Annotated in this window: 37 protein-coding genes and 1 tRNA gene; 12 read left to right on the top strand and 26 right to left on the bottom strand. The window is 44.3% G+C overall.

The features are described from left to right. Nucleotides 1-17: 17 nt before the first annotated feature. The 26 genes from rplO to ACI2JM_RS10785 form a co-directional block, all read right to left on the bottom strand. Complete coding sequence (rplO, locus tag ACI2JM_RS10910; RefSeq protein ID WP_404644158.1) at nt 18-458, bottom strand: 50S ribosomal protein L15; 441 nt, start codon at nt 456-458, stop codon at nt 18-20. After that, nucleotides 458-637 (bottom strand): 50S ribosomal protein L30, encoded by a 180-nt coding sequence (gene rpmD / locus ACI2JM_RS10905; RefSeq protein WP_201540379.1) that lies wholly within the window; start codon nt 635-637, stop codon nt 458-460. The genes rplO and rpmD overlap by 1 nt, the downstream gene beginning before the upstream one ends. 20 nt (nt 638-657) lie before the next feature. Beyond that, a complete protein-coding gene (gene rpsE, locus ACI2JM_RS10900) occupies nt 658-1,173 on the bottom strand; it encodes a 30S ribosomal protein S5 (RefSeq protein WP_010196711.1) in 516 nt (171 codons plus the stop codon). A 2-nt stretch (nt 1,174-1,175) separates the two neighbouring features. Next, nucleotides 1,176-1,526 carry a 50S ribosomal protein L18 gene (gene rplR, locus ACI2JM_RS10895; protein ID WP_021813381.1) on the bottom strand — a complete coding sequence of 117 codons (351 nt, stop codon included), beginning with the start codon at nt 1,524-1,526 and terminating at the stop codon, nt 1,176-1,178. Between the two features lie 11 nt (nt 1,527-1,537). Continuing rightward, nucleotides 1,538-2,071, bottom strand: coding sequence for a 50S ribosomal protein L6 (gene rplF / locus ACI2JM_RS10890; protein ID WP_045446634.1), 534 nt, complete (start codon nt 2,069-2,071; stop codon nt 1,538-1,540). A 175-nt stretch (nt 2,072-2,246) separates the two neighbouring features. Continuing rightward, nucleotides 2,247-2,645, bottom strand: coding sequence for a 30S ribosomal protein S8 (gene rpsH / locus ACI2JM_RS10885; protein ID WP_045446631.1), 399 nt, complete (start codon nt 2,643-2,645; stop codon nt 2,247-2,249). Between the two features lie 11 nt (nt 2,646-2,656). After that, nucleotides 2,657-2,962, bottom strand: a complete 306-nt coding sequence (gene rpsN, locus ACI2JM_RS10880; protein WP_021813378.1) for a 30S ribosomal protein S14 — start codon at nt 2,960-2,962, stop codon at nt 2,657-2,659. A gap of 12 nt (nt 2,963-2,974) precedes the next feature. Then, a complete protein-coding gene (rplE, locus tag ACI2JM_RS10875) occupies nt 2,975-3,511 on the bottom strand; it encodes a 50S ribosomal protein L5 (RefSeq protein ID WP_011512858.1) in 537 nt (178 codons plus the stop codon). Nucleotides 3,512-3,532: 21 nt separating this feature from the next. After that, nucleotides 3,533-3,850, bottom strand: a complete 318-nt coding sequence (gene rplX, locus ACI2JM_RS10870) for a 50S ribosomal protein L24 (RefSeq protein ID WP_045446626.1) — start codon at nt 3,848-3,850, stop codon at nt 3,533-3,535. An 8-nt stretch (nt 3,851-3,858) separates the two neighbouring features. Continuing rightward, nucleotides 3,859-4,227 (bottom strand): 50S ribosomal protein L14, encoded by a 369-nt coding sequence (gene rplN / locus ACI2JM_RS10865; RefSeq protein WP_010196702.1) that lies wholly within the window; start codon nt 4,225-4,227, stop codon nt 3,859-3,861. A gap of 181 nt (nt 4,228-4,408) precedes the next feature. Beyond that, nucleotides 4,409-4,681 (bottom strand): 30S ribosomal protein S17, encoded by a 273-nt coding sequence (gene rpsQ, locus ACI2JM_RS10860; RefSeq protein WP_045446623.1) that lies wholly within the window; start codon nt 4,679-4,681, stop codon nt 4,409-4,411. Beyond that, nucleotides 4,678-4,875 carry a 50S ribosomal protein L29 gene (gene rpmC, locus ACI2JM_RS10855; RefSeq protein WP_011279794.1) on the bottom strand — a complete coding sequence of 66 codons (198 nt, stop codon included), beginning with the start codon at nt 4,873-4,875 and terminating at the stop codon, nt 4,678-4,680. Before rpmC ends, rpsQ begins: the two co-directional genes overlap by 4 nt. Next, nucleotides 4,875-5,288 (bottom strand): 50S ribosomal protein L16, encoded by a 414-nt coding sequence (rplP, locus tag ACI2JM_RS10850; protein WP_055125273.1) that lies wholly within the window; start codon nt 5,286-5,288, stop codon nt 4,875-4,877. Before rplP ends, rpmC begins: the two co-directional genes overlap by 1 nt. Before the next feature lie 3 nt (nt 5,289-5,291). Further along, nucleotides 5,292-6,020, bottom strand: coding sequence for a 30S ribosomal protein S3 (gene rpsC, locus ACI2JM_RS10845; RefSeq protein WP_045446618.1), 729 nt, complete (start codon nt 6,018-6,020; stop codon nt 5,292-5,294). Between the two features lie 3 nt (nt 6,021-6,023). Then, nucleotides 6,024-6,353: a 50S ribosomal protein L22 gene (gene rplV, locus ACI2JM_RS10840; protein WP_045446615.1), complete on the bottom strand. Its 330-nt coding sequence runs from the start codon at nt 6,351-6,353 to the stop codon at nt 6,024-6,026. Nucleotides 6,354-6,363: 10 nt separating this feature from the next. Beyond that, entirely contained in the window at nt 6,364-6,639 is a 276-nt protein-coding gene (gene rpsS / locus ACI2JM_RS10835; protein ID WP_010196682.1) for a 30S ribosomal protein S19, read from the bottom strand. Between the two features lie 12 nt (nt 6,640-6,651). Further along, nucleotides 6,652-7,479 carry a 50S ribosomal protein L2 gene (rplB, locus tag ACI2JM_RS10830; RefSeq protein ID WP_055125272.1) on the bottom strand — a complete coding sequence of 276 codons (828 nt, stop codon included), beginning with the start codon at nt 7,477-7,479 and terminating at the stop codon, nt 6,652-6,654. Nucleotides 7,480-7,490: 11 nt separating this feature from the next. Beyond that, nucleotides 7,491-7,841, bottom strand: coding sequence for a 50S ribosomal protein L23 (rplW, locus tag ACI2JM_RS10825; protein ID WP_010196677.1), 351 nt, complete (start codon nt 7,839-7,841; stop codon nt 7,491-7,493). Then, nucleotides 7,838-8,440, bottom strand: a complete 603-nt coding sequence (gene rplD, locus ACI2JM_RS10820) for a 50S ribosomal protein L4 (RefSeq protein WP_045446611.1) — start codon at nt 8,438-8,440, stop codon at nt 7,838-7,840. Before rplD ends, rplW begins: the two co-directional genes overlap by 4 nt. Before the next feature lie 14 nt (nt 8,441-8,454). Then, nucleotides 8,455-9,093: a 50S ribosomal protein L3 gene (gene rplC / locus ACI2JM_RS10815; protein WP_055125271.1), complete on the bottom strand. Its 639-nt coding sequence runs from the start codon at nt 9,091-9,093 to the stop codon at nt 8,455-8,457. Between the two features lie 48 nt (nt 9,094-9,141). Further along, nucleotides 9,142-9,453, bottom strand: coding sequence for a 30S ribosomal protein S10 (gene rpsJ / locus ACI2JM_RS10810; protein ID WP_010196670.1), 312 nt, complete (start codon nt 9,451-9,453; stop codon nt 9,142-9,144). Between the two features lie 455 nt (nt 9,454-9,908). After that, nucleotides 9,909-11,519, bottom strand: coding sequence for an Rne/Rng family ribonuclease (locus tag ACI2JM_RS10805; protein ID WP_060490531.1), 1,611 nt, complete (start codon nt 11,517-11,519; stop codon nt 9,909-9,911). Nucleotides 11,520-11,697: 178 nt separating this feature from the next. After that, nucleotides 11,698-12,363 carry a Maf family protein gene (locus ACI2JM_RS10800; RefSeq protein WP_404644149.1) on the bottom strand — a complete coding sequence of 222 codons (666 nt, stop codon included), beginning with the start codon at nt 12,361-12,363 and terminating at the stop codon, nt 11,698-11,700. 131 nt (nt 12,364-12,494) lie between these two features. Then, nucleotides 12,495-12,980, bottom strand: coding sequence for a rod shape-determining protein MreD (gene mreD, locus ACI2JM_RS10795; RefSeq protein ID WP_045446600.1), 486 nt, complete (start codon nt 12,978-12,980; stop codon nt 12,495-12,497). A gap of 161 nt (nt 12,981-13,141) precedes the next feature. Next, nucleotides 13,142-14,002: a rod shape-determining protein MreC gene (gene mreC, locus ACI2JM_RS10790; RefSeq protein ID WP_060490528.1), complete on the bottom strand. Its 861-nt coding sequence runs from the start codon at nt 14,000-14,002 to the stop codon at nt 13,142-13,144. A gap of 189 nt (nt 14,003-14,191) precedes the next feature. Then, on the bottom strand, nt 14,192-15,220 hold the full coding sequence (locus ACI2JM_RS10785) for a rod shape-determining protein (protein WP_083475748.1): 1,029 nt from the start codon (nt 15,218-15,220) through the stop codon (nt 14,192-14,194). 642 nt (nt 15,221-15,862) lie between these two features. On the opposite strand from ACI2JM_RS10785, the gene gatC reads away from it, so the two are divergent. From gatC to ACI2JM_RS10725, 12 genes are all read left to right on the top strand, one after another. Continuing rightward, entirely contained in the window at nt 15,863-16,177 is a 315-nt protein-coding gene (gatC, locus tag ACI2JM_RS10780; RefSeq protein WP_045446594.1) for an Asp-tRNA(Asn)/Glu-tRNA(Gln) amidotransferase subunit GatC, read from the top strand. Nucleotides 16,178-16,245: 68 nt separating this feature from the next. After that, nucleotides 16,246-17,745 carry an Asp-tRNA(Asn)/Glu-tRNA(Gln) amidotransferase subunit GatA gene (gene gatA, locus ACI2JM_RS10775; protein ID WP_404644143.1) on the top strand — a complete coding sequence of 500 codons (1,500 nt, stop codon included), beginning with the start codon at nt 16,246-16,248 and terminating at the stop codon, nt 17,743-17,745. Then, nucleotides 17,742-19,268, top strand: a complete 1,527-nt coding sequence (gene gatB / locus ACI2JM_RS10770; RefSeq protein ID WP_404644141.1) for an Asp-tRNA(Asn)/Glu-tRNA(Gln) amidotransferase subunit GatB — start codon at nt 17,742-17,744, stop codon at nt 19,266-19,268. The genes gatA and gatB overlap by 4 nt, the downstream gene beginning before the upstream one ends. Nucleotides 19,269-19,386: 118 nt before the next feature. Next, nucleotides 19,387-19,463, top strand: a tRNA-Pro gene (locus ACI2JM_RS10765). A gap of 163 nt (nt 19,464-19,626) precedes the next feature. Further along, nucleotides 19,627-20,868 carry a tyrosine-type recombinase/integrase gene (locus tag ACI2JM_RS10760; RefSeq protein WP_404644140.1) on the top strand — a complete coding sequence of 414 codons (1,242 nt, stop codon included), beginning with the start codon at nt 19,627-19,629 and terminating at the stop codon, nt 20,866-20,868. Between the two features lie 119 nt (nt 20,869-20,987). After that, entirely contained in the window at nt 20,988-22,013 is a 1,026-nt protein-coding gene (locus ACI2JM_RS10755) for a hypothetical protein (protein WP_404644138.1), read from the top strand. Between the two features lie 152 nt (nt 22,014-22,165). Then, the gene (locus ACI2JM_RS10750) at nt 22,166-22,456 is read left to right on the top strand and encodes a helix-turn-helix transcriptional regulator (RefSeq protein ID WP_404644136.1); all 291 of its coding nucleotides are present in this window, start codon (nt 22,166-22,168) and stop codon (nt 22,454-22,456) included. 4 nt (nt 22,457-22,460) lie between these two features. Next, nucleotides 22,461-22,748: a helix-turn-helix domain-containing protein gene (locus ACI2JM_RS10745; protein WP_201537012.1), complete on the top strand. Its 288-nt coding sequence runs from the start codon at nt 22,461-22,463 to the stop codon at nt 22,746-22,748. Next, nucleotides 22,749-23,036, top strand: coding sequence for a hypothetical protein (locus ACI2JM_RS10740; protein ID WP_404644134.1), 288 nt, complete (start codon nt 22,749-22,751; stop codon nt 23,034-23,036). It abuts the gene before it with no gap. Then, the gene (locus ACI2JM_RS10735; RefSeq protein ID WP_404644132.1) at nt 23,029-23,304 is read left to right on the top strand and encodes a hypothetical protein; all 276 of its coding nucleotides are present in this window, start codon (nt 23,029-23,031) and stop codon (nt 23,302-23,304) included. The genes ACI2JM_RS10740 and ACI2JM_RS10735 overlap by 8 nt, the downstream gene beginning before the upstream one ends. Next, entirely contained in the window at nt 23,291-23,827 is a 537-nt protein-coding gene (locus ACI2JM_RS10730) for a hypothetical protein (RefSeq protein WP_404644130.1), read from the top strand. Before ACI2JM_RS10735 ends, ACI2JM_RS10730 begins: the two co-directional genes overlap by 14 nt. Continuing rightward, nucleotides 23,820-24,401: a hypothetical protein gene (locus tag ACI2JM_RS10725; RefSeq protein ID WP_404644128.1), complete on the top strand. Its 582-nt coding sequence runs from the start codon at nt 23,820-23,822 to the stop codon at nt 24,399-24,401. The genes ACI2JM_RS10730 and ACI2JM_RS10725 overlap by 8 nt, the downstream gene beginning before the upstream one ends. The last annotated feature ends 83 nt before the right edge of the window (nt 24,402-24,484 follow it).

Raw genomic sequence — 24,484 nt, 5'->3', positions numbered from 1 at the left:
ATTGTTTTGACACGTTACTACTCCTCGATGCTACCACCAGCAGCTTCGATTGCTAGCTTAGCGCCTTTAGTCACTTTGATACCTTTAAAGGTATAAGCCTTAGTGACTTCGCCTGACAACATAATACGGGCACGCTTCATGTCGTGACGGATTAGGTTAGCAGCTTTAAGTGTTTCAAGGCTAACCACATCGCCTTCGATTTTGTTCAGTTCAGAAAGACGTACTTCAGCCGTCTTCATTGCCATTTTACTGGTAAAACCAAATTTCGGTAGACGACGATATAAAGGCATTTGACCACCTTCAAATCCTGAGCGTATGCTAGAACCTGAACGAGATTTCTGACCTTTTACACCACGACCACCAGTCTTACCAAGACCTGAACCGATACCACGACCACGACGTTGGGCAGTTTTCTTTGCGCCAACACCTGGTGATAATTCATTTAATCTAAGACCCATTACGCTTCCTCCACTTTTACCATGTAGTTAACGCGATTGACCATACCACGGTTTGAAGGTGTATCTTCTACTTCAACAGTATGATTAATACGGCGTAAACCCAATCCTTTCAAGCTCGCTTTGTGGCTCTTTAGGCGATGGGCACCCGATTTAAATTGAGTGACTTTCATTTTTTTCATCGTAACTCACCTAGTCTAAGTTAACCCAAGATTTCGTCTACAGATTTACCACGTTTCGCTGCCATCTTCTCTGGAGTTGACATATCACGTAAACCGTTAAACGTTGCGCGAACAACGTTAGCAGTATTGGTAGAACCATAACATTTAGTCAAAACATCTTTGACACCAGCAACTTCTAATACAGCACGCATTGCGCCACCAGCGATTACGCCAGTACCTTCAGATGCAGGCTGCATATAAACTTTACTAGCACCATGACGTGCTTTGATCGGATGATACAAAGTTGCATCATTAAGCTCAACAGTAATCATATTACGTTTGGCAGCTTCTAGTGCTTTTTGGATAGCAGCTGGCACTTCACGTGCTTTACCGCGACCAAAACCAACACGACCATTGCCATCGCCCACTACAGTCAATGCAGTGAAAGAGAAAATACGACCACCTTTAACAACTTTTGCAACGCGATCAACGGTAACTAAGCGTTCTACTAGACCGTCAGTCTGTTCATTTTTATCATTTTTATCATTTCTAGCCATGATTAAAACTCCAATCCGTTTTCGCGAGCTGCTTCTGCTAAAGCTTTAACTCGACCATGATATTTAAAACCACTACGGTCAAAGGCAACTTTAGTGATACCAGCTGCTTTTGCGCGTTCTGCGATCATTTGGCCCACAGACGTTGCTGCATCAGCATTGCCAGTCGCGCCTGAGCGCAAGCTGCCGTCTAAGGTAGATGCCTGAGCAATCACTTCACCACCGGTAGGAGAGATAATCTGGGCATAAATATGTTTTGGCGTGCGAGTAACCGTTAAGCGATGAACGCCTAAGAAACGGATATGCGCGCGGGTTTTCTTAGCTCGACGCAGACGAGCTGCTTTTTTATCAAACATTTCAACTCACCTTATTTTTTCTTGGCTTCTTTGCGAATCACATGCTCGTCACTATAACGAATACCTTTACCTTTATAAGGCTCAGGTGGGCGGAAACCGCGGATATTAGCCGCTGCTTGACCAAGCTGCTGTTTATTGTTTGATTTCAAAACAATTTCAGTTTGCGTTGGGGTTTCAGCTGACACACCTTCAGGCAACGTATATTCTACTGGATGAGAATAACCAACGTTCAAAGTTACCTTGTTACCAGCAACTTGTGCGCGATAACCAACACCAATTAACTGAAGACGCTTTTCAAAGCCTTCATTCACGCCTTTAACATAGTTGTTAACAAGAGCGCGCATGGTGCCAGTGTGCATCATAGCTTCTTTTGAATCGACTGTAGGTGAGAAAATGATCGCATCATCTTCCTGTTTCAGCTCGACCAATTCATGCAGGCGTAAAGACAAAATGCCGTTCTTGCCTTTCACTTCGACCTGCCGATCGTTCAAAGTAACACTTACGCCGTTTGGCAGTGTCACTGGGGCTTTAGCCACACGAGACATAGGAATATTCCTTAAAAAATTAACTTCTTTATATTAGCGAAAAAACTAACAGGCTAAAAAGCGTGTTAGTTTAGCATAGTTGACTGCGTTAGACACCTATCAATTTGAAATAATTCATTATTACTCAATCAATAGAAATCTAACAATCATCAAATAGACTTTATCGTCGTGTAGCTTACGCTACAAATGCGACGATTTCACCACCGATACCAGCAGCGCGTGCAGCACGATCACTCATGATGCCTTGGCTAGTTGATACGATAGCAACACCCATACCTTGCTTAACAGTAGGGATAGCGTCTTTACCGCGGAACTGGCGTAAACCAGGACGGCTAAAACGTTGAATCGTTTCGATGACAGCGCGGCCTTCGAAGTATTTCAATTCGATAGATAAAGTTGCTTTGTTGTTCGCTTCTTCAGTCACAACAGCGCTCGCCACATAACCTTCGCTAACTAGCAAATCAGCTATTGATTTACGTAATTTAGAGCTCGGCATTGCTACCGATACTTTGTTAGCCATTTGTGCGTTACGAATACGGGTTAGCATATCCCCAACGGTATCTTGCATACTCATATAGTTACCCCTTACCAGCTTGCTTTACGAACACCAGGCACATCGCCTTGCATGACACGCTCACGCAGCATATTGCGTGATAAGCCAAACTTGCGGAAGTAACCGTGAGGACGACCGGTGATAGCACAACGATTGCGCAGACGTACTGGCGATGAATTGCGTGGAAGAGCTTGTAGCTCTAGCATCGCTTCCATACGAGTTTCGTCACTTGCAGTCATATCACTGATAGTTTCTTTTAGCTTGATACGCTTATCAGCGTACTTAGCAACCATTTTTTCGCGCTTTAATTCGCGGTTAATCATGCTCTTCTTTGCCATAACGTCTTTACCTTATTTAAATGGGAAGCCGAATGCTTTAAGCAACGCGCGACCTTCTTCATCAGATTGAGCTGACGTGGTGATTGTCACATCCATACCGCGGATACGATCAATCTTGTCAAAATCTACTTCTGGGAATACGATCTGTTCTTTGATACCCAATGAGTAGTTACCACGTCCGTCAAAGGCTTTAGGTGAAAAACCGCGGAAATCACGAATACGAGGAATTGCAATGGCAATGAGACGATCTAAAAATTCGTACATTTGCTCACCGCGTAGCGTTACTTTGCAGCCAATTGGCCATTCTTCACGAATTTTAAAGCCAGCAACTGATTTACGCGCTTTGGTGACGACAGGTTTTTGACCAGCGATAGCGGTCATGTCAGCTACTGCACCTTCAAGCAATTTCTTGTCTTGAGACGCGCCGCCTACACCCATGTTAAGTGTGATTTTAGTGATTTTAGGCACTTGCATCACATTAGCCAAACCAAGCTCTTCTTTGATTTGCTGCTTTAATTCTTCGTTATATAGAGATTTTAATCTTGCCATTACCATTACACCCTTAGTGTCTTACGCAGTCGCCACTACTTCACCGTTCGAACGATAGACGCGTTGTTTCTTGCCGTCTTCGCCGAACTGATAAGTAATACGATCAGCTTTTTGGGTTTGCGCATTTAATATTGCGACATTTGAGATATGTAGAAAAGCTTCTTTCTTAAGAATGCCACCTTCAACGCCAGTTGCCTGATTTGGCTTCTGATGTTTAGTGACAATATTAATGCCTTCAACTTTAATACGATCATTTTTTACAGCTTGTACAGTACCTTGCTTGCCTTTGTCTTTCCCAGCAATCACGATAACTGTATCGCCTTTACGTAATTTTGACATGGATTACCTCACAATACTTCTGGTGCTAGTGATACAATTTTCATAAACTGATCACCACGTAGTTCACGAGTTACCGGTCCAAAAATACGAGTTGCAATCGGTGCTTTATTTTGGTTCAACAATACCGCAGCATTGTCGTCAAAACGCAGAACAGAACCATCAGGACGACGAACGCCTTTTTTGGTACGTACAACTACAGCATTCATCACGTCGCCTTTTTTAACACGACCGCGAGGAATGGCTTCTTTAACCGTTACTTTAATAATGTCGCCAACTGATGCATAACGACGATGAGAGCCACCCAGTACTTTAATGCACTGAACTCGTCTTGCACCGCTATTATCTGCAACTTCCAGCATCGATTCAACCTGAATCATAGCGTTACTCCACACGTATGAGCAATAAAAACCAGTTGCTGCCGCTAGCACAGTATGAGTAGTCGGCATTTTAATAATAATAACCGCTGATACTCTTAATGTGAGTGATATACGCTCGGCGCAATCAGCATCCTTAAAAAGGCGGCTATTTTAACAGCTTCTGGCTTTTAATGCAATTTACTTAGATTTTTTCTACTTTTTCAACCACTTCAACCAAAGTCCAAGACTTGGTTTTAGAGATTGGACGCGTTTCTTTGATGCGGACAAGGTCGCCTTGTTGGCAAACATTATTCTCATCATGGGCTTTGATTTTTGTAGAACGACGAAGCTGCTTGCCATACAAAGGATGACGAACCAGACGCTCAATCAAAACTGTGATGGACTTGTCCATCTTGTCACTGACAACTCGTCCTGTCAATACGCTAGCATTAGCTGTTTGATTGTTATCGCTCATGAGTCGCCTCGTTGTTTCTCGTTAATCAAAGTCTGAAGCTGAGCAATCGCACGACGATTAACACGTACTTCATGGGTATTACCCAACTGACCAGTTGCTTTAGCCATACGAATACGGAAAGCATCAAGTTGCTTTTCATCAAGTAACTGAGTCAGTTCTTCTAATGATTTATCACGTAATTCACTGATCTTCATTACATTATCGTCCGCTTAACAATGGTAGTTTTAAAGGGCAGTTTTGCTGCAGCAAGCGTGAACGCTTCGCGAGCAAGTTCTTCTGAAACCCCTTCGAGTTCATATAGCACTTTACCAGGTTTGATTTCGCATACCCAATATTCTACAGGACCTTTACCTTTACCCATACGTACTTCTAGTGGTTTATTGGTAATTGGTTTGTCTGGGAATACACGAATCCAAATCTTACCACCACGCTTAATTTTACGAGTGATGGTACGACGTGCTGCTTCAATTTGACGGGCAGTCATACGACCACGAGTCAACGATTTTAGACCAATTTGTCCGAATGCAACGGTGCTTCCACGATGAGCTAGCCCAGTGTTACGACCTTTGTGCATTTTACGAAACTTGGTACGTTTTGGCTGTAACATAGTTTAACCTCTGTCTGTGTTTCGACGGTTTCCGTTTCCACGACCACGGCGTTTTGGCGCACGAGTCTGCTCTTCTTTAACGGGATTGTATACACTGTTCATACCGTCAAGGATTTCGCCACGGAAGATCCAAACTTTTACACCGATGGTGCCGTAAGTAGTTTCCGCACGTACTGACGAATAGTCGATATCAGCGCGTAGTGTATGCAATGGCACACGACCTTCACGGTACCATTCAGTACGAGCAATCTCAGCACCGCCAAGACGGCCAGACAGCTCAACTTTAATACCTTTAGCACCAGAACGCATGCTGTTCTGTACGGCGCGCTTCATAGCACGGCGGAACATAACACGACGCTCAAGCTGGCTTGCGATACCTTCCGCTACTAAATGAGCATCAAGATCAGGCGAGGTGATTTCTTCAATGTTGACCTGAGCAGGTACGCCCATAATTTTGGTCAATTCTTTTTGAAGTCTTTCAATGTCTTCGCCTTTCTTACCGATAACGATACCAGGACGCGCAGTGGCGATGGTAATTTTAGCAGCACCGGTAGGACGCTCAATCATGATTTTGCTAATCATAGCACTATCAAGCTTTTTGCGCAGATACTCACGAACTTGAATGTCGTTGATTAGGTATTCTGAGTATTGTTTAGGGTTAGCATACCAGTTTGCGTTATGCTTCTTTACAACACCAAGACGAATTCCGATTGGATGTACTTTTTGACCCATAACTTATTCTCCTACCTTTATAGTGATGTGACAGGTACGCTTACTGATACGATCAGCGCGACCTTTAGCACGTGGTAGGATACGTTTTAGCGTAATGCCTTCATCAACGTAGATGGTTGATACTTTAAGGGTATCAATATCTAGACCGTTGTTATGTTCGGCATTGGCGATGGCTGAGTTAAGACATTTCTTAACAAATACAGCGCCTTTTTTATTACTATACGTTAGGATATCCAAAGCACGCTCGATAGATTTGCCACGAACTTCATCGGCAACGAGTCTAACTTTTTGTGCCGATATGGCGGCACCGCGTAATTTTGCAGTTACTTCCATGGTAAGCACCTTATCTCTTAGCTTTTTTGTCAATGCCATGACCACGATACGTACGAGTCGGGGCAAATTCACCTAGTTTATGACCAACCATCTGTTCACTCACGATAACCGGTACATGAGTACGGCCATTGTGAACAGACAAGGTTAAGCCAACCATTTGTGGTAGGATCATCGAGCGGCGCGACCAAGTCTTAATTGGCTTGCGCGAGTTGGTGTCTAATGCATTCTCAACTTTAGCAAACAAATGCGCGTCTATGAATGGACCTTTTTTCAATGAACGAGGCATGAAATTCTTCCTTTATTTCTTCTTGGCGCGACGGCGGATGATCATATTGTCAGTACGCTTATTACTACGCGTTTTAAGTCCTTTAGACTTCTGACCCCAAGGGCTGGTTGGATGGCGACCTTTATTACGACCTTCACCACCACCATGTGGGTGATCAACCGGGTTCATAGCAACACCACGAACAGAAGGACGAACACCACGCCAACGTGAAGCACCGGCTTTACCAAGTGATTTCAAGTTGTTTTCAGTGTTAGAAACTTCACCAATAACGGCACGGCAGTTCACGTGTACACGGCGAGTTTCGCCAGAGCGCATACGTAGAATAGCATAAATACCTTCACGACCTAACAACTGAACGCTAGCACCCGCAGAACGAGCCATCTGTGCGCCTTTACCGATTTTAAGTTCGATATTATGGATCACAGTACCCAATGGGATGTTTTTCAGCGGTAAACAGTTACCTGGACGAATTGGTGATAGCTCACCTGACATTACTGTATCGCCAACTGCTTGTTTTTTAGCAGCAATGATATAGCGACGTTCGCCATCAGCGTACTTAAGTAAAGCAATGTGCGCAGTACGGTTAGGATCGTATTCAATACGCTCTACCGTGGCTGGGATATTGTCTTTAGTACGTTTGAAATCGATAATACGATAATGCTGCTTATGACCACCGCCAATATGACGAGTCGTTATGCGACCATTATTGTTACGACCACCAGTTTTACTTTTTGATTCGAGAAGCGCTGCAAACGGACGACCTTTATAAAGGTGTGGATGCACCACTTTTTCAACAAAACGACGGCCTGGTGATGTTGGCTTTGCTTTTACGATAGGCATGAGTGTAATCCTTATTCGTTGTTCGCTGTTTCACTAGTAGAAGCAGTCGTATTCGCGACCTCTTCACCAGCATCAGCCATTTGTACATCTTGACCAGCTTTTAAGGTAACGTAGGCTTTTTTGTAGTCATTACGACGGCCGATACTTTTACCAAAACGCTTTGTCTTACCTTTAACATTCAAAGTGTTTACTTTTAAAACTTCAACACCTTCAAACATCATCTCAACCGCTTTTTTGACTTCAAGCTTAGTAGCGTTAGAGTCAATTTTAAATACCTGCACACCAAGTGAGTCGCCAAGCATTTGAGATTTCTCTGAGAATACAGGTCCTCTTAGGATCTGATAAAGTCTTGCGTTATTCATGCTAGTGCTTCCTCAAATTGTTTCGCAGCTTCGACTGTCATGATCACTTTATCAAAAGCGATCAAGCTCACTGGATCCACTTCACTTGTATCAAGTACATTGACATGTGGGATGTTGCGAGCAGCTAAGTATAAGTTTTCGTCAACTTCTTTAGTGACGATTAATGCACGTGATGCATTTAACTCACCTAACTTTGCAATCAACTCTTTAGTCTTAGGTCCAGAAACGCTTAGCTCTTCGACCAAAATCAAACGCTCTTGGCGAATCAATTCGGCTAAGATACACTGCATAGCACCGCGATACATTTTACGGTTAACTTTCTGTGACCAATCTTGTGGTTTAGCCGCGAATGCACGACCGCCCCCACGCCAGATTGGGCTACGAATAGAACCTGCACGAGCGCGACCAGTACCTTTTTGGCGCCATGGCTTAATGCCACCACCAGAAACTTCGGCACGGGTTTTTTGAGCGCGTGTACCTTGACGAGCACCAGCAAGATATGCGGTGACGACTTGATGCACTAGTGCTTCGTTGAATTCACGACCGAAAGCCGTATCAGAAAGCTCAACTGCCGCCCCTGTAACTGTTTTTAAATCCACGTTAATCCCCTTGCTTAGGCTTTGACTGACGGACGTACGATGACATCGCCACCGGTGGCACCTGGGATAGCACCCTTGATGACAAGTAACCCTTTTTCAACATCAACCGATATCACTTCTAGGCCCTGAACGGTAACGCGTTTGTTACCCATCTGACCTGGCATTTTTTTGCCTTTGAAGACTTTACCTGGTGACTGGTTTTGACCAGTTGAACCAATGGCACGGTGAGATACTGAGTTACCATGAGTGGCATCTTGCATGCTGAAGTTGTGACGCTTCACGCCGCCTTGAAAGCCTTTACCTTTACTGTTACCTGTGACATCAACCATCTGACCTTGTTCGAACAAGTCAGCTAGGATCTCACCACCAATTTCACGACCTTCAAGATCGCTATCATTGGCACGAAATTCCCAAACACCACGACCAGCGGCAACGCCAGCTTTAGCGAAGTGACCTTTTTGAGCTGCTGCTACGCGGCTGTCACGACGGGTACCTGTGGTAACTTGGATGGCTTGATAGCCATCTACATCAGTATTTTTTACTTGAGTAATGCGATTAGCACTGATCTCAACCACTGTTACAGGGATAGATGCGCCTGCTTCAGTGAAGACACGGGTCATGCCGCATTTTTTACCGACTAAACCGATCGCCATTTTAGACCTCTTTATATCTTATATTAATGGGTTGGGTGTTTATGTGCATTAACCCAAAGCAATTTGAACGTCAACACCCGCCGCCAAGTCAAGCTTCATTAGCGCATCCACAGTTTTGTCGGTAGGTTGAACGATGTCAACCATACGCTTATGAGTACGGATTTCGTACTGATCACGAGCGTCTTTGTTTACGTGTGGTGAAGTTAGAACGTTGAAGCGCTCAATGCGAGTCGGCAACGGTACAGGACCACAAACTTGCGCACCGGTGCGCTTTGCAGTATCAACAATCTCTTGTGCAGATTGATCAATCAGACGATGATCAAAAGACTTAAGACGGATACGGATTCTCTGGTTAGCCATGCCAGCAAGCTCCTAATATGTGCTTTTGTCATTTTTGCTTTGCAAAGATATGATCAAAAGCCGTTTGGTTAAATATTCACTTAAAGCGGCCTTCTGTTCTTAACCAGAATGAGTTCTTTATCCGAACTTGTAGCGTGCCAAAAGCAAAATAGTTTAAAGCCCCGCCGACCCTTCCATTATAGGATGTCAGCAAAGGCATAATGAAATAGTGCTAGAAACGATGCTCTAGCTGTCATAGCGCCCGCTGTTTGATTGGCGGCGCATATATAATTCAGTGGTGTATATTATACATAGTATTTCAGTCATTGCAAGGGTAATATCTGTAGCGACTTATGATATTACCCTTTATAAACAGTAATATGTAAACAACAATATCTGTGCTTAATAATCACGCTTATATGAATTGATAACTATGCACTGTTAATCTAAAGCTATGAAAAATCCATCTAAAACCGTTAATCCAAAACAATGTCATATTGCTCTTGAGTATAGAGATTTTCGACATCAAAGGTAATCACTCTACCAAGTAAATACTCTAAATCTGCCACCGTGTCTGACTCTGAAGTGAGAAGTAAATCAATGACTGCGGCATGAGCAACGACCGTAAATTTCTTGGGAGAGTTATAAGTACGAGCACAACGCATGATTTCACGGAATATCTCAAAGCACACTGTCTCAGCCGTTTTGACAAAGCCGCGTCCTTGACAGGTCGAGCACGGCTCACATAGCTGCTGCCCGAGCGACTCACGCGTACGTTTACGCGTCATCTCTACTAACCCAAGCTCACTGACCTGAGTAATCTTAGTTTTGGCATAGTCTTGTACTAGCTGTGATTGCAGGCTCTCTAACACATCATCTTTATGCTGCTGCTCAAGCATGTCAATAAAGTCTAGGATGATAATACCGCCTAGATTACGCAAACGCAGCTGACGGGCGATTGCATGAGTTGCCTCAAGATTGGTTTTATAAACCGTATCTTCTAACGAACGCCCGCCTACGAATGATCCAGTATTGACATCGATTGTGGTCATCGCTTCTGTTTGGTCGATAATGAGATAGCCACCTGATTTTAAATCTACGCGGCGTTTTAAAGCATCACGCAAATCATCTTCGACCCGATGAACATCAAACAAAGATGGCTCAGCGGTATAATGGACAATGCGGTCATAGACAAAAGGCACAAACTCTTTGGCAAAGGATCTGACTTGTTCATAAATTTGTGCATTATCAATGATGACTTTCTCGGTATCCGCGTGTACCAAATCACGGATAGAGCGCAGTGGTAATGATAGCTCTTGATAAATAAGCTCAGAACTTTGATGTTGTTTCATCTCTTGGCGACGCGCGCAGATGGTACGCCACAGCTGCAATAGATAATAAATGTCTTCTTCAAGCTTATCGACAGGGACACGTTCAGCAGCGGTACGAGCGATGAGACCGCCTTTTAAATTGACCGTTTGCATCAGGCTACTAAGCTCAGTCTTCAGACGAGTGCGCTCTTCTTCGCCATCAATGCGCTGAGAGATACCAATGTGTTCGCTTGAGGGCAGATACACCAAATAGCGAGATGGCAAGGATATATTGGTGGTCAAGCGAGCGCCTTTACTGCCCAACTGATCTTTGGTCACTTGCACTAAAATACGTTGGCTTTCATGCAAGCGATGTTGAATCAACGTTTTAGACACAGGGATGACTTCGGTATTTTGTATACTAATCACCGGTGGCGTGACAGCCAAGTTATTAGTACTATTTTCTACCACAGCATCTTCTATATTGCTATCCGAGTTTTTATCGCTATTGTCAGCCGCTTTACTTTTATTTTCTGCTACTGGGCGCGGCTCACGCTGCATATCATTGACATGTAAAAATGCTGTCCGCGACTGCCCGATATCAACGAATGCTGCCTGCATACCAGGTAAAACGCGTACGACTGTACCCAGATAGATATTGCCGACCAGACCCAATTTATGATGACGTTCAATATAAATTTCGCCCAAGATGCCATTGTCTAAGACTGCGACACGGGATTCCATTGGACTAATATTAATCAGCAGCTCTTCGGACATAATGTTTTTCTCTTATCTCTCAGCTTTCTTGTTAGACGTTCATCGTCTATTATCTTTATAGTGTAACAAATGCAGCTGGCTCTCGCCCATTACTCTCGCGTGTTATTATGTGCAGCAGGTTGGAGTGACAACCAATCTCTGAGAGACCAATAATCTCTATGAGGTTCTGTCTCGTATTTTACTTGATACTAATATCTGTGACGTTTTTAATTAACGCCAGCGTTTGTGGAAGTGGTAAACCCACGACATTGGTATAGCTACCATTGATACGGCTGACCCAAATAGCACCCAAACCTTGTATACCATAACCACCCGCTTTATCAGCAGGCTCACCACTTTCCCAATAGTTACTCATCATCTCCGCAGTGAGCGCTATAAAGGTCACTTCGGTACGCTCAGTGATTCGTTGCTGATTAATGATTTGAAATACTGGCTCATGAATTGAGCTGTTAGCCGCTTTAGAAGATAATGATACATGCGTTGCTTGAACTGCTGTCCATACCTCATGGACATTATCAGACATCTGTTGCCACATGCTATAAGCGTGCTCACGATCGACTGGCTTGACCAGCACTGTTTGACCATCTGCCAGCACACCGATGGTATCAGACGTTAGAATGATAAGTGAGTCAGAAAAACAGCTTTTATCCGTTTTCAAGCGTGATGCTAGTTGCTGTATGGCAGCCTCAGCTTTAGTGGCGACCATGCGCTCGATATAGTCTGTGGGTGACTCATCATCATGCTGTGTTTCATCGACATCTACACTCAATGTGCTAAATTCTAGTTGTGCTCTTTCTAACAGCTCACGACGGCGCGGCGAACCAGAAGCTAAAATAATATCCATCGCTACTCTCTTTATATCTGAATTTATCTACCTACTACCGAAAACTGCTGCCTGTTAGTGCATTAACATTAGGTAGTCATGATTAATAAACACCAGCGCTAAAATCTTATTGGTTGTCAGCAGAATTTTTCTTATGACGCAAATTTACGCAAAGCCAGTAGTACCAATGGCCAGCTGATGATACTCATCAACAGTGATAAGGCAGATTGTGCGACAAAGACATTCTGGATAAACATCTGCAATATCCATAAACATAATTGAAAAACAACCAATCCTAAGCTCGCTAATAACCATGCACTGATGGTATTTAGTTGCCTAATATAAATACTGGTTATTTTTATGAAGAAGGCGACTGCCACGGCGGCAAAGGCTTGCTGTCCCAAATGGGTATCCATGAGTAAGTCAGCAATGAGACCGATGGTAAATGCTGTAAAAATACCAACATAGCGTGGCTGAAATAATAACCAAAAAATCAGCACCATGATCATGACCATAGGGCGTAAGGTAGCCATACTAGGACTTAACGGATAGACATTAAGCGATGACGCAATAACAAAACTTAGAATGATGGTAGCAATCAGTAGTACCGTTGCATTCTCAGAATCAGGATACGACATGGGTACTTACCTTAACGAATGTATTGATGGCTGCTGTTAAAGCATGAGTGGGCATTGATGGGATAAAAACCATGGCTAAAAATGTATCGACAAACAGACCAGTTAATAAATAGATGCCAGCCATTATCTGATTGATGCTTACGTATTGAGCGCCTAACTTCTTAACGGTCATTGAGGGTAATATTATTTTTATTCACCAGCTTATCTTGCAGGACTAATACATATGCATTATCGATAAAGTTCGCCGCTGGGGTCACTTCTATACTTCTAAAGTTATCGGCTTGAGTATCTTTAATATGGGCGATACGCCCGACACGATACCCTGCTGGAATACGCCCACCCAATCCTGATGACACCAGCTCATCACCCACACGCACGTCTGAGGTTTTGAACACATAATCAAGGCTTAATGAGGTTGGTATACCTTGCCCTGTCACGATAGCGCGTTGACCTGTGCGCTTAACCGTAACTGCAACCGATTGCTGCTCATCAGTAATCAATAGCAGGCGACTGGTATTGGGATAGACATTAATAATCTGCCCTAAAATACCGTCCTCATCAATCACTGTTTGTCCAACTTGAACCCCGTCTTGAACACCTTTATTAAGCACCACGATTTGTCTGAGTAAGTTGGTGTCTGTACCGATTACCTGTGCCAAATTAAGATCAAATTGTTCAGGCTTGGTCGTTGATAAAATACCTTGCAGGCGCGCATTTTGTGCCAAAATATAATCTTGCTGCTGTAACTTGGCTTGCGCATGGATAAGCTGAGACTTCAATTGCATGTTTTCGCGGCGGAGCGCTTCTTTAGACTGTAAGCTGCCACCTGCCCAATGCTTGGCATAACTCGGTAACAGTGATAGCTCATAAATAGGCTGCATCGCGGCATGACTGGTACTACGTACTGGATTAAACCATTCTGAATTTTTGCTATCGAACCACATCAGTATTAGAGCTGCTATTAATACAATGGCAGTCTTACGAAGTGCTAACGGCTGGCGCGCAAAAATACTTGGGGTCATAAGTCGTCTAACTCAGGAGTTATAAAATAAGCAGTAGCCAGTACTGGGTTCTAGTTGATTAATGCAATTAAAGGCAGCGCAACTGGCTACCTTTAATTTTATACTGTTTTGACCCACTATTTTTACGCAAGCTATCATCAAGCACTACGAAGATGATTTATCAATACCGCAGTGCTTAACTAAAGCAATCTAAACAAAAATCATGTTCAAGCTTTTGTTATTGATAAAGTCAAGCGCAATACCACCGCCGCGGCTAACACAAGTCAATGGATCTTCAGCAACGGTCACAGGTAGACCTGTCTCTCTTGAAATCAATTTGTCCAAATCACGCAACAGCGCACCGCCGCCCGTCAAGACAATACCACGCTCTGCGATATCTGATGACAGCTCAGGTGGCGTCTGCTCAAGTGCAGCTTTCACCGCGCTAACGATACCGCTCAGCGGATCACTCAGGGCTTTTTGTACTTCTTCTGAGTTGACAGTAAAGGTTTTTGGCACGCCTTCTGCCATGCTACGACCGCGAACTTCAACTTCTAGCTGACTGTCTTCATTCAAAGCAGAGCCAACTTCGTGTTTGATACGCTCAGCTGTCGTCTCACCAATCACACAACCATGGGTACGGCGTACGTGGGTGATAATCGCGTCATCAAACATATCGCCACCGATACGAATCGACTCAGCATAAACGCAACCAGATAACGCGATAACGGCAATCTCCGTCGTGCCGCCACCAATATCAACCACCATCGAACCGCTGGCTTCATGAACTGGCAAGCCAGCACCGATGGCAGCAGCCATTGGCTCTTCTAACAATAGTACTTTACTCGCACCTGCTGAAGATACCGCTTCACGAATCGCTTTACGCTCAACCAGAGTAGACTTACAAGGCACACAAACCACCACATTAGGCTGCGCCATAAAACGCTTGGCTTTTACCTTCGTGATGAAATGCTTGAGCATTTTTTGCGTCACTTCAAAGTCAGCAATCACGCCGTCTTTTAATGGGCGAATCGCTGTAATATTGGCAGGTGTACGACCAAGCATCTGCTTGGCATCAATACCAACAGCCGCAACGGTAGGGTTTTGTGTACGATTACTTCGTAACGCAACCACCGTAGGCTCGTCAAGTACGACGCCTTTATTAGGAATAAAAATGAGAGTGTTCGCAGTACCGAGGTCGATAGCGATATTATTTGATAAAAATCCAAACAGGTTCATGACTAATATTTCCAGCGTATTACAAATGAGGCGAATGAGGCGAATGAGATTGACTGAGGCGTTACTCGTCAGCGTTGAGCAGGTCGTCGTTAGACATTACTTATGGCGAAATTTGAACCTCGCAACAAGTCAAACCTAAGCAATAATGATGCAATGGAAAAACTGAGCTAAATTATACCGATTTGGCTCAAAAAAAACACAGATATTTGCATCAGTAAGTCAGGATTTTGGTCTTAAACGCTAAAAGTTGTTACAAAGTTTAAAATAGCAGTAAATACCATTCGACTTAATGAAACATCATTTAATTCAATAACTAACAAGGCTCTACAGGCAAATGATACTTTTGCTTAGCAGCACAGGTGCATACTGTAACGTATTTCAGAACGTAATGGGTAAGCAATTGAGAATCAATCGTGAATTATACGGTCAATTTTGCAAATCATGCCATCTTGGTTGATATTGTGCATCAATCAAGCGTCATGCTCTGTAAACTTAAGCCAGATGCTTTATAATAAAGCCACTATATATACATCTTAAGATAAACCCCTTGTTTTAGTTTGTGTTAATAATTATCTATATCTAATGCTTGTCTATTTTAGCCGCATTCTACTCTAACAAAAACTGTCCTTCACTGGAGAAACTATGTCACAGCAACCAGCAACGTCTGACAGCAACGTCAGCCGTGAAGAAATCCTAGAAGTTGCCAACCTTGCACGTTTGGGTGTCGATGAAAGCACAGCCGATAGCTATGCCGACGATATTAGTAAAGTATTAAAACTTATGAATACGTTGTCTAACGTGGATACCACAGGCATCAAACCCTTAGCAAACATTCATGAAGCTTGCCAAGAATTGCGGGCTGATGTGGCCAAACACGATATCAACCGCGCGCGCAATCAGTCAGTCGCCCCAGCTGTTGAAGATGGCTTATATTTGGTTCCACAAGTGATTGAATAAGCAGCGCGCTGCTTTAATCGCTACCCTATTTTACTTTATGCTATTCACATTTTGACGGACGACACCTTATGTCAGAACTTCATTTATTAAGTACCCAGCAGCTTATTACGGGCTTGCAAGACAAACAATTTAGCAGCCTTGAGCTGACAGAACACTACATCAAGCGTATAGATGCGCTAGACAGTAAGATTAACAGCTTTATCACTCATACTTCTGAGACAGCACGCGCGCAAGCAAAGGCAGCAGATGAGATGCGCGCACAAGGCGATCAGCGTCCATTACTTGGCGTACCGATGGCGCACAAAGACATCTTTTGTACTCAAGGTGTACTGACGACTTGTGGCTCTAAGATGCTGCATAACTTTATCTCACCTTATGATGCTACCATCGTTTCTAACATAGACAAAGCAGGCATGATTAGTTTAGGCAAGCTCAATATGGATGAGTTTGCGATGGGCTCAGACAATAGCAGCTCTTACTATGGCACTGTGCAGAACCCTTGGAACCTAGAGCGCGTCCCTGGTGGTTCGTCAGGTGGTAGTGCTGCCGCCGTTGCCGCAGGTTTTGTCCCAGTCGCAACGGGCAGTGATACTGGTGGCTCTATTCGTCAGCCTGCCTCATTTTGTGGTTTAACCGGTATCAAGCCAACCTACGGTCGCGTCTCTCGCTTTGGTATGATTGCCTATGCCTCAAGTCTGGATCAAGCTGGTAGCATGGGACGCAGCGCTAAAGATTGTGCCTATCTGCTACAGCCAATGATTGGTCACGATCCACGCGATGCAACGTCCATCAAGTATGATATGCCTGACTACGTACAAGATATCAGCGATGCAGAAGCTGCGGCTGGCGATAAGCCATTTAACGGTCTACGTATTGGTGTTGCCAAAGAATACTTTAGTGCTGGACTAGACGCTGAAGTAGAAACGGCCGTACGTGCTGCTCTGAAAAAATATGAAGAGCTGGGTGCGACGATTGTGGAGGTGAATATCACTGACCCTGAGATTACCCTTGCCACTTACTACATGCTAGCCCCTGCCGAAGCATCATCAAACCTGTCACGCTTCGATGGTGTACGTTTCGGCTATCGCTGTGAGAATCCAACTGACCTTATCGATCTATACACGCGCTCACGTTCTGAAGGCTTTGGCCCTGAAGTACAGCGCCGTATCTTGACCGGTACTTATGCGCTATCGGCAGGTTACTTTGATGCTTACTATACTAAAGCACAAAAAATCCGCCGCTTAATCGTCAAAGATTTCGATGAGGCGTTTGCTAGCTGTGACGTGATTGCCAGTCCAACTGCACCAACCGCTGCCTATAAATTAAGCGACAACCTTGACCCTGCGACCATGTACTTAGGCGATGTTTATACCATCGCGGTCAACTTGGCGGGTCTGCCTGCGCTTAGCCAACCTGTTGGTTTAACTAAAGAAGGCCTACCAATTGGCTTACAGTTAATCGGTCAACATTGGCAAGAGAGCCAATTACTCACGACTGCTCACTTATTCCAGCAGCATACAGATCATCATCTACAACACTCTGCCATCGCAAAGGAGACGGTATTATGAGTACAGCTATTACTGATAACAATGCCGTCCGTGAACACGCCGTACGTAAAGAGCTATTCGTCGATGGTTATGAAGTGGTCATCGGCATTGAGATTCACTGCCAGCTAAATACGGAAAGTAAAATATTCTCAAGTGCGCCGACTGACTTTGGTCATGAGCCAAACAGCCAAGCCAGTATCGTCGATTTGGGTCTGCCTGGCGTATTACCAGTTCTCAATGCTGGCGTGGTCGATCGTGCCTTAAAATTCGGCATCGGCGTCAACGCTGAGTTGGGTCTATTTAATACCTTTGACCGTAAAAACTACTTCTACCCTGACTTGCCTAAAGGCTATCAAATCACTCAGATGGCAAACCCTATCGTGGGTGAAGGTTACATCGATGTCGTGGTTAATGAAGGGGAAAAGAACGAATATCCAAAACGTATGGGTATCACCCGCGCGCATTTAGAAGAAGATGCGGGTAAATCAGTCCATGATGCCGTCGATGGTATGACTGGTGTGGATTTGAACCGTGCTGGTACGCCATTGATTGAAATCGTCTCTGAGCCAGACATGCGCTCTGCTCACGAAGCACTGGCCTATATCAAAGCCATTCATCAGCTGGTCACGTGGCTAGGAATCTCAGACGCAGTGATGGCAGAAGGCTCATTCCGCTGTGATTGTAACGTCTCTATCCGTAAGCCTGGTGCTGAACTGGGTACACGTACTGAGCTCAAAAACCTCAACTCGTTCCGCTTTATCGAACGCGCTATCAATCGCGAAATCGAGCGTCAAATTGATATTTTAGAGGACGGTGGCAAAGTACTGCAGGCGACGATGCTGTATGATCCAGAGCGCGACGAAACTCGTGTGATGCGTACCAAAGAAGATGCCAACGATTATCGCTATTTCCCTGACCCTGACTTGCTACCTGTGCGTATCGAACAGCATACTGTCGATAGCATTCGTGCAGCAATGCCTGAGCTACCAGTTGCTCGTCGTGCGCGTTTTGAAAAAGCGCTTGGTCTATCAGAATACGACGCTCGTATCTTGACTGGCAGTCGTCAAATTGCCGATTACTTTGAAGCTGTGGTCGCAGAAATTGGGCAAGCAGATGCCAAAATGGCTGGCAACTGGGTGATGGGCGATTTGCTGGGTGCGCTGAATAAAGACGACAAAGAAATCACTGACTCCCCTATCAGCGCCAAGCAATTGGCTGGCATGCTCAAACGTATCAAAGACGACACGCTATCTGGTAAATTGGCTAAGAAAGTTTTTAGTGCTCTATACGAGCGCGCGGGCGGTGACACAGATGATGCAGCAGATAAGATCATCGAAGACAAAGGTCTTAAGCAAGAAACGGACACTGGTGCTATCAAGGCCATGGTAGAAGAAGTCATCGCGAAAAATGAAGCAATGGTCGAAGAGTATCGCGGCGGTAAAGAAAAAGCCTTTAACGGTCTGGTCGGTCAAGTCATGAAAGCCAGTCGCGGTAGTGCTAATCCGCAGCAAGTGAACCAAATCTTAAGAGAGCTTTTGGGTTAAGTAAGGCAAGCTACTGGTTGGTTCAGCTGACTGTAATAGGCAAAATAATGTAATAGATTTTGGCTACTATAAATAGCCCTTGCAATATGCATAATTTTGCGTAAAATAGTCAGTCATTCGGGGCGTAGCGCAGTCTGGTAGCGCACTACACTGGGGGTGTAGTGGTCGCAGGTTCAAATCCTGCCGTTCCGACCAAACACAATATTAGGGCATACCGTCATAGACCGTATGCCCTTTATTTTGGGCGTTTTTCAGGTTTTCACTGTCTTATAGGTGTATGGCGTTCCATATAGAATGTTGGTATTATTGTTGGTATCGAGCAATACCAACATGGACAATACCAACAAAGGATAAACCCATGCCCCTAACCCATACCAGTATCAACAAGCTATCACCTAGCCCCACCTCGATTGATACAAAGCGACCTGATAAACACAGTGACGGTAACGGGCTGCAATTATGGGTGCGTTATACGGGCGTTAAGTCATGGATCAGCGCCTACCGCTGGCAAGGTAAGCAGCAAACCCTCACTATTGGCACTTACCCAGTAATGAGCCTTCAAGATGCACGCAAGCGCAATATTGAGATCAAAAGACTCATAGCTGATGGTATCAACCCAAAAGAGGATAAGAAAAAGACACAAGCCGACAATGACGGATCAAGGGCGTTTGATACCATAGCCCAGCGTTGGCACGATGACCGCAAAGCACACATAGCCCCTACCACCTATAGCCGTGATTATTCACAGTACCAGCGCGATATTAAGCCCGTCATTGGTCACATGAATATAGAGGATATAACCGCGCCTGATGTTTTGGCTATCGGTAAAGCTATCGAAGCGAGAGGTGCAGCTGATATGGCAAGGCGTGCAATGCGTCAAACGGGGCAGATATTCAAACAAGCCATACGTGAGGGCTTAACCAACCTCAACCCAGCCACCGACCTAACCGAAGCACTAAAACCGCATAAGGTGAAGCACCACAGCCGTGTGACCAGCCAGCAATTACCTAAACTACTTCAAGACATTAACGCCTATGATGGTGATCTACTGGTGAAGCTGGGCTTATGGTTTTTATGCTATACGTTTGTGCGTACTCAAGAATTGCGCTTTATGGAATGGTCAGAGATAGACTACAAAGCTAAGGTATGGCGCATACCAGCCGACAAAATGAAAATGGATAGACCACACCTAGTACCACTTGCACCGCAAACAATGGCACTACTGGAGCAGATCAAGGCGCTAGGTTTTTCGGATCAATACGTTTTCTTTAATACCTCAACCCGTAAGCCATACAGTACCAATGCTTTTATCACTGCCCTATGGCGCATGGGCTATAAAGGACGTATGACGGGGCACGGCTTTAGAGGACTTGCCAGCACTACCCTACACGAACAGGAATACATGCACGAAGCGATAGAGCTACAGCTGGCACATGAAAAAGAAAACAAGATCAGCAAGGCATACAACGGGGCGCAACACCTACCATACAGAACCAAGATGATGAATGACTGGGCAAACTTCATTGATAACGCATACGCTGGCAAACTAGATAACGTGATCCGCGCAGACTTCAAACAACCAAAACAAAAGCATGGTTAATATCATGCTGTAACGACTATGCAAGGCTAGGACTAATTACCCGAACGACAGCTATTTACACACCCTTATGCTGTCACTGCCTTGCACCTATTTTGATTAAAGGGTGTAAGGGTGTGAATGTGAGTTTTTTTGAACAGCAAAAACAGCGTAAAGATAAACAGTTCATATCAATTTTTGATAGCGTTTCTTTTGTATCAGAACATGGCAAAGGTACTCTACAAGAAGCCTTTGAACTTGTAACAAGCTCATTTCTAAGAAAGCAGACTTATTTACTACTGATTACCCCACACTCAGTCAAAGCCGTGTATGTATGCAGTAGTTACGAGCAATCAACTTGCGAACCCTATATTACTTTTGAGTCTATTACTCATGAGTTAAAAGAGTGTATCGACCATAAAGGTATTGGAACAGGCAGTCCAATTTATAAGCTAGGTTTTGGCAAAAAGAGATTTGTAGAACAGCTAATTAATTTAGGTATGCAGATACCTGAACAAATAATATTTAATACTGAGTCACCCGATATAACAGATGCAGACTACACAAGCGAGGGTGACGAGTTAGCATTTTATCAAGGCTTGCCTAAAGAATACGATATATTGAGAGCTGATAACGAGAAGCTCAAAGCCCAATATCAAGAACTATTCAATAAGAAAGGATCACCTGAAGCTCTTTACGAAATCCGAGAGAAGCTATATAAAAGTAGTAGAGAGCAGCTAGACAAATGCAAAAATGAGTTAGATAAATTATCAGTAGATTATAAAAATCTTGAGTCAGATTACGACTACTACAAACGCAACTTTGAAAGCACAAAGAAAAAGACAGCTTTAACTCAACAGGTAGCAGAAAAAAGAATATCAGACCTTGAGAACCAATTAGCACAAGCTAATGCAGCACTGGCAGACAAGCCAGCTGATGACTATCAACAATTGAGTGAACGTACCGAAAAAAGCTATCAGACTACCATAGGCTTATTATTAGAATTGATGGTCACGCCTAAAGGAATTGACCATAAACAACCATTTTCAAGCCAAGCAGTCATTATTAGTGAAATTACAGATAAAGGAATATACGGACAAGGTAAAAGCACTTTAGAAACTCGCTTTAGTGATGCTAATTCTATTTTGAGTGATGCAAAAAAGAAATAATATAACCATGATTAGACACCACCCCAAAATAAACTCATACCCCATTTAGGGCGTGACTTCACCCCAGCTAGGGTGCTGCAAATAACCCTACCCCCTAAAGTAGAACCACTGGACGTTACATACCGTAGCGTCATTTAGTGGAGCTACACACAATGACACACCCAACTCAAAACACCCCAGTAATTCCTTTTACTGATAACACCCCTCACGACACCGAACCAACCACCGCAAACAGTCCAGCTATGCAACTGCCTACTACTGGCATGGGCAGAGCAAAGGATATCCTACCCTATCTACCCTTTAGCAAAACCACCCTTTTTGAATGGTCAAAAGATGGACGTTTTCCAGCTGGCAAGAAGCTAAGCCCCACTATGACCGCATGGAGCTATGCAGACATTCACGAATGGCTTAATTCTCACACCTCAACCACTAGCGAGGTATAGAGCCATGACTACTACAGCCACCGCTACCGCCCCAGTGACCAATGAGCAAGCACCTAAGACCCAAATTAACACCATACGGGCGCACCTGATGACAGGGGCAACGATCAGCACATGGGACGCATACCGCCTTTACCAAATCACATGCCTAGCCCAGCGCATACATGACTTGCGCCTAACAGGGCTAGTTATTCAAAGTGAGATGGTAACGCACAATGAAAAGCGTTTTAGCCTCTACTGGCTTGATGAAGCAACATTACTTGAAAGCGAATTATCTAACAGTGAGGTGAACTAAATGAATAACCACCCTAGCATATCAATCGACACCCCAGCCGAACGCCTAGTAACTGTGGATAGCCTTTACTTACGTCTTATGAATGACCGCGTACAAGATATTTATATTAATACCGACCACCTAGCCACCGCGCTAGATGCTATCAATACAAAAGACGATGTTAGCCAAGGCGTGCTTGTGGCAGTCAAAGCAGCACTACTGACCAATAGCGAGCTGGCAGGTATTGTTAGCGAGATGTTTTGTGAGCACGCATTACCGTACCAAGCGGAGGCAACAAGCCATGAGTAATGACGATCTAATAAGCGAAGTAATGGACAGGCTAAAAGGTGAAGGGTTTTTGATGATAGCTGATGATTTTATAGATCAGCTTATCACCACCTTACACGCTAATGTGACCCTAATTAATACCATGACACAAATAGCCGAATTAGAAACCACAATGTTAGGCAGCTTGCTACCGACAGGCAGCCGACAAGTGGAGTCTCTAAAAAACTTATCTGTAAAAATAGCAGAGATTGCCTTTAACGTGGAGGACGTACGAAATGAGCAGAGATAACAGAGCCAACCTAAACACGCACCACGGGGCACACAATCGCAATGAGCCACATAAGCGTGGCTTATTAATCAGCTTTATCATATTCATGGCATGGGTAGCAGGTATTGGCTTGCTACTCTCATTGGTAGCGTGCCAGCCAGTCAATGCAAAACCGATTGCAACCGATGATAGCAGCGGTTACTATATAGACCTCTCAAGAAAACACGCAAGCGGTAAGCCATACCGTTATCCATTGGCTTTTTTTGTGCCTGATAATAGCGCAGCCTCTCAAGCTGTCTCTATACCATCAAGCATAGCCCCACAAGCGCACATAAGCGACACAAGGGGGCAAACCATCATATCTAAGGTGAACACCTCACCGACCGACTATGACGGGTTGACGCTGCAAAATACAATAGCCGTAAGGCGAATATGCAGGGCGGTTGCTTGCGTGACCGAGAGTAAGACCCGTCACCCTATACTTTTACCGTATAGCGTGGCATTCACTCAAAAAATAACGCAAGGAGTTATCCATCATGGGTAAATCAATCCGTACGACCTCAAACACTCAAACCACTACTAACAGCACACCAGCCACATTCAAGGCAGGTGATAGCGTGCTATGCCCGTCTGTGGGCAATGGTACTTACACCCTAGTCCAAAAGTCAAAAGACTGCCTAACCATCAATATTGGCAATGTTGAGTGCCTATATCGCGCTGATGGTAGGGCTTATCATGATGACTGCTACGTCTTACCCTCACTATTCCATGACACGCCAGCAAACCGCCAAGCAATAGCCACGCTATACAGTGGCAACCAATCAAACCAGCGTAAAGTTATCGACACCACAAAGGCAGACGATGACGAAGTGATTTTAATGTCGTCACAGAATTTATCAGATATTGCTTGTGACATTAACGGGGCTGCTACCGCCTTATATGATGTTGGTCAATTACTGGCACTCATACACTATGAGAAGATAGAAACGCACACAGTCCCAGCAATGGCACGCCTTGCACATGATGCCACCGACACATGGGCAAGCCTACTATATGAAAAATTAGAGCGTATCAACGACACCCTAGCAATGACAGGTTACGGCAAGGAGGGCAAATAATGAAAACCTACCCACCAAAGCAAAGCCGTAAACACGCCAAGCGCAAAAGCTACTACAAGAAGTATAGAGAGCAGCGTAAGCCG

It is taken from the genome of Psychrobacter sp. NPDC064578 (assembly GCF_044901245.1).
Lineage (GTDB): Bacteria > Pseudomonadota > Gammaproteobacteria > Pseudomonadales > Moraxellaceae > Psychrobacter > Psychrobacter cibarius_C.
Note: the sequence above shows the minus strand (reverse complement) of the source record. Positions and strands in the feature narration are given on the sequence as shown.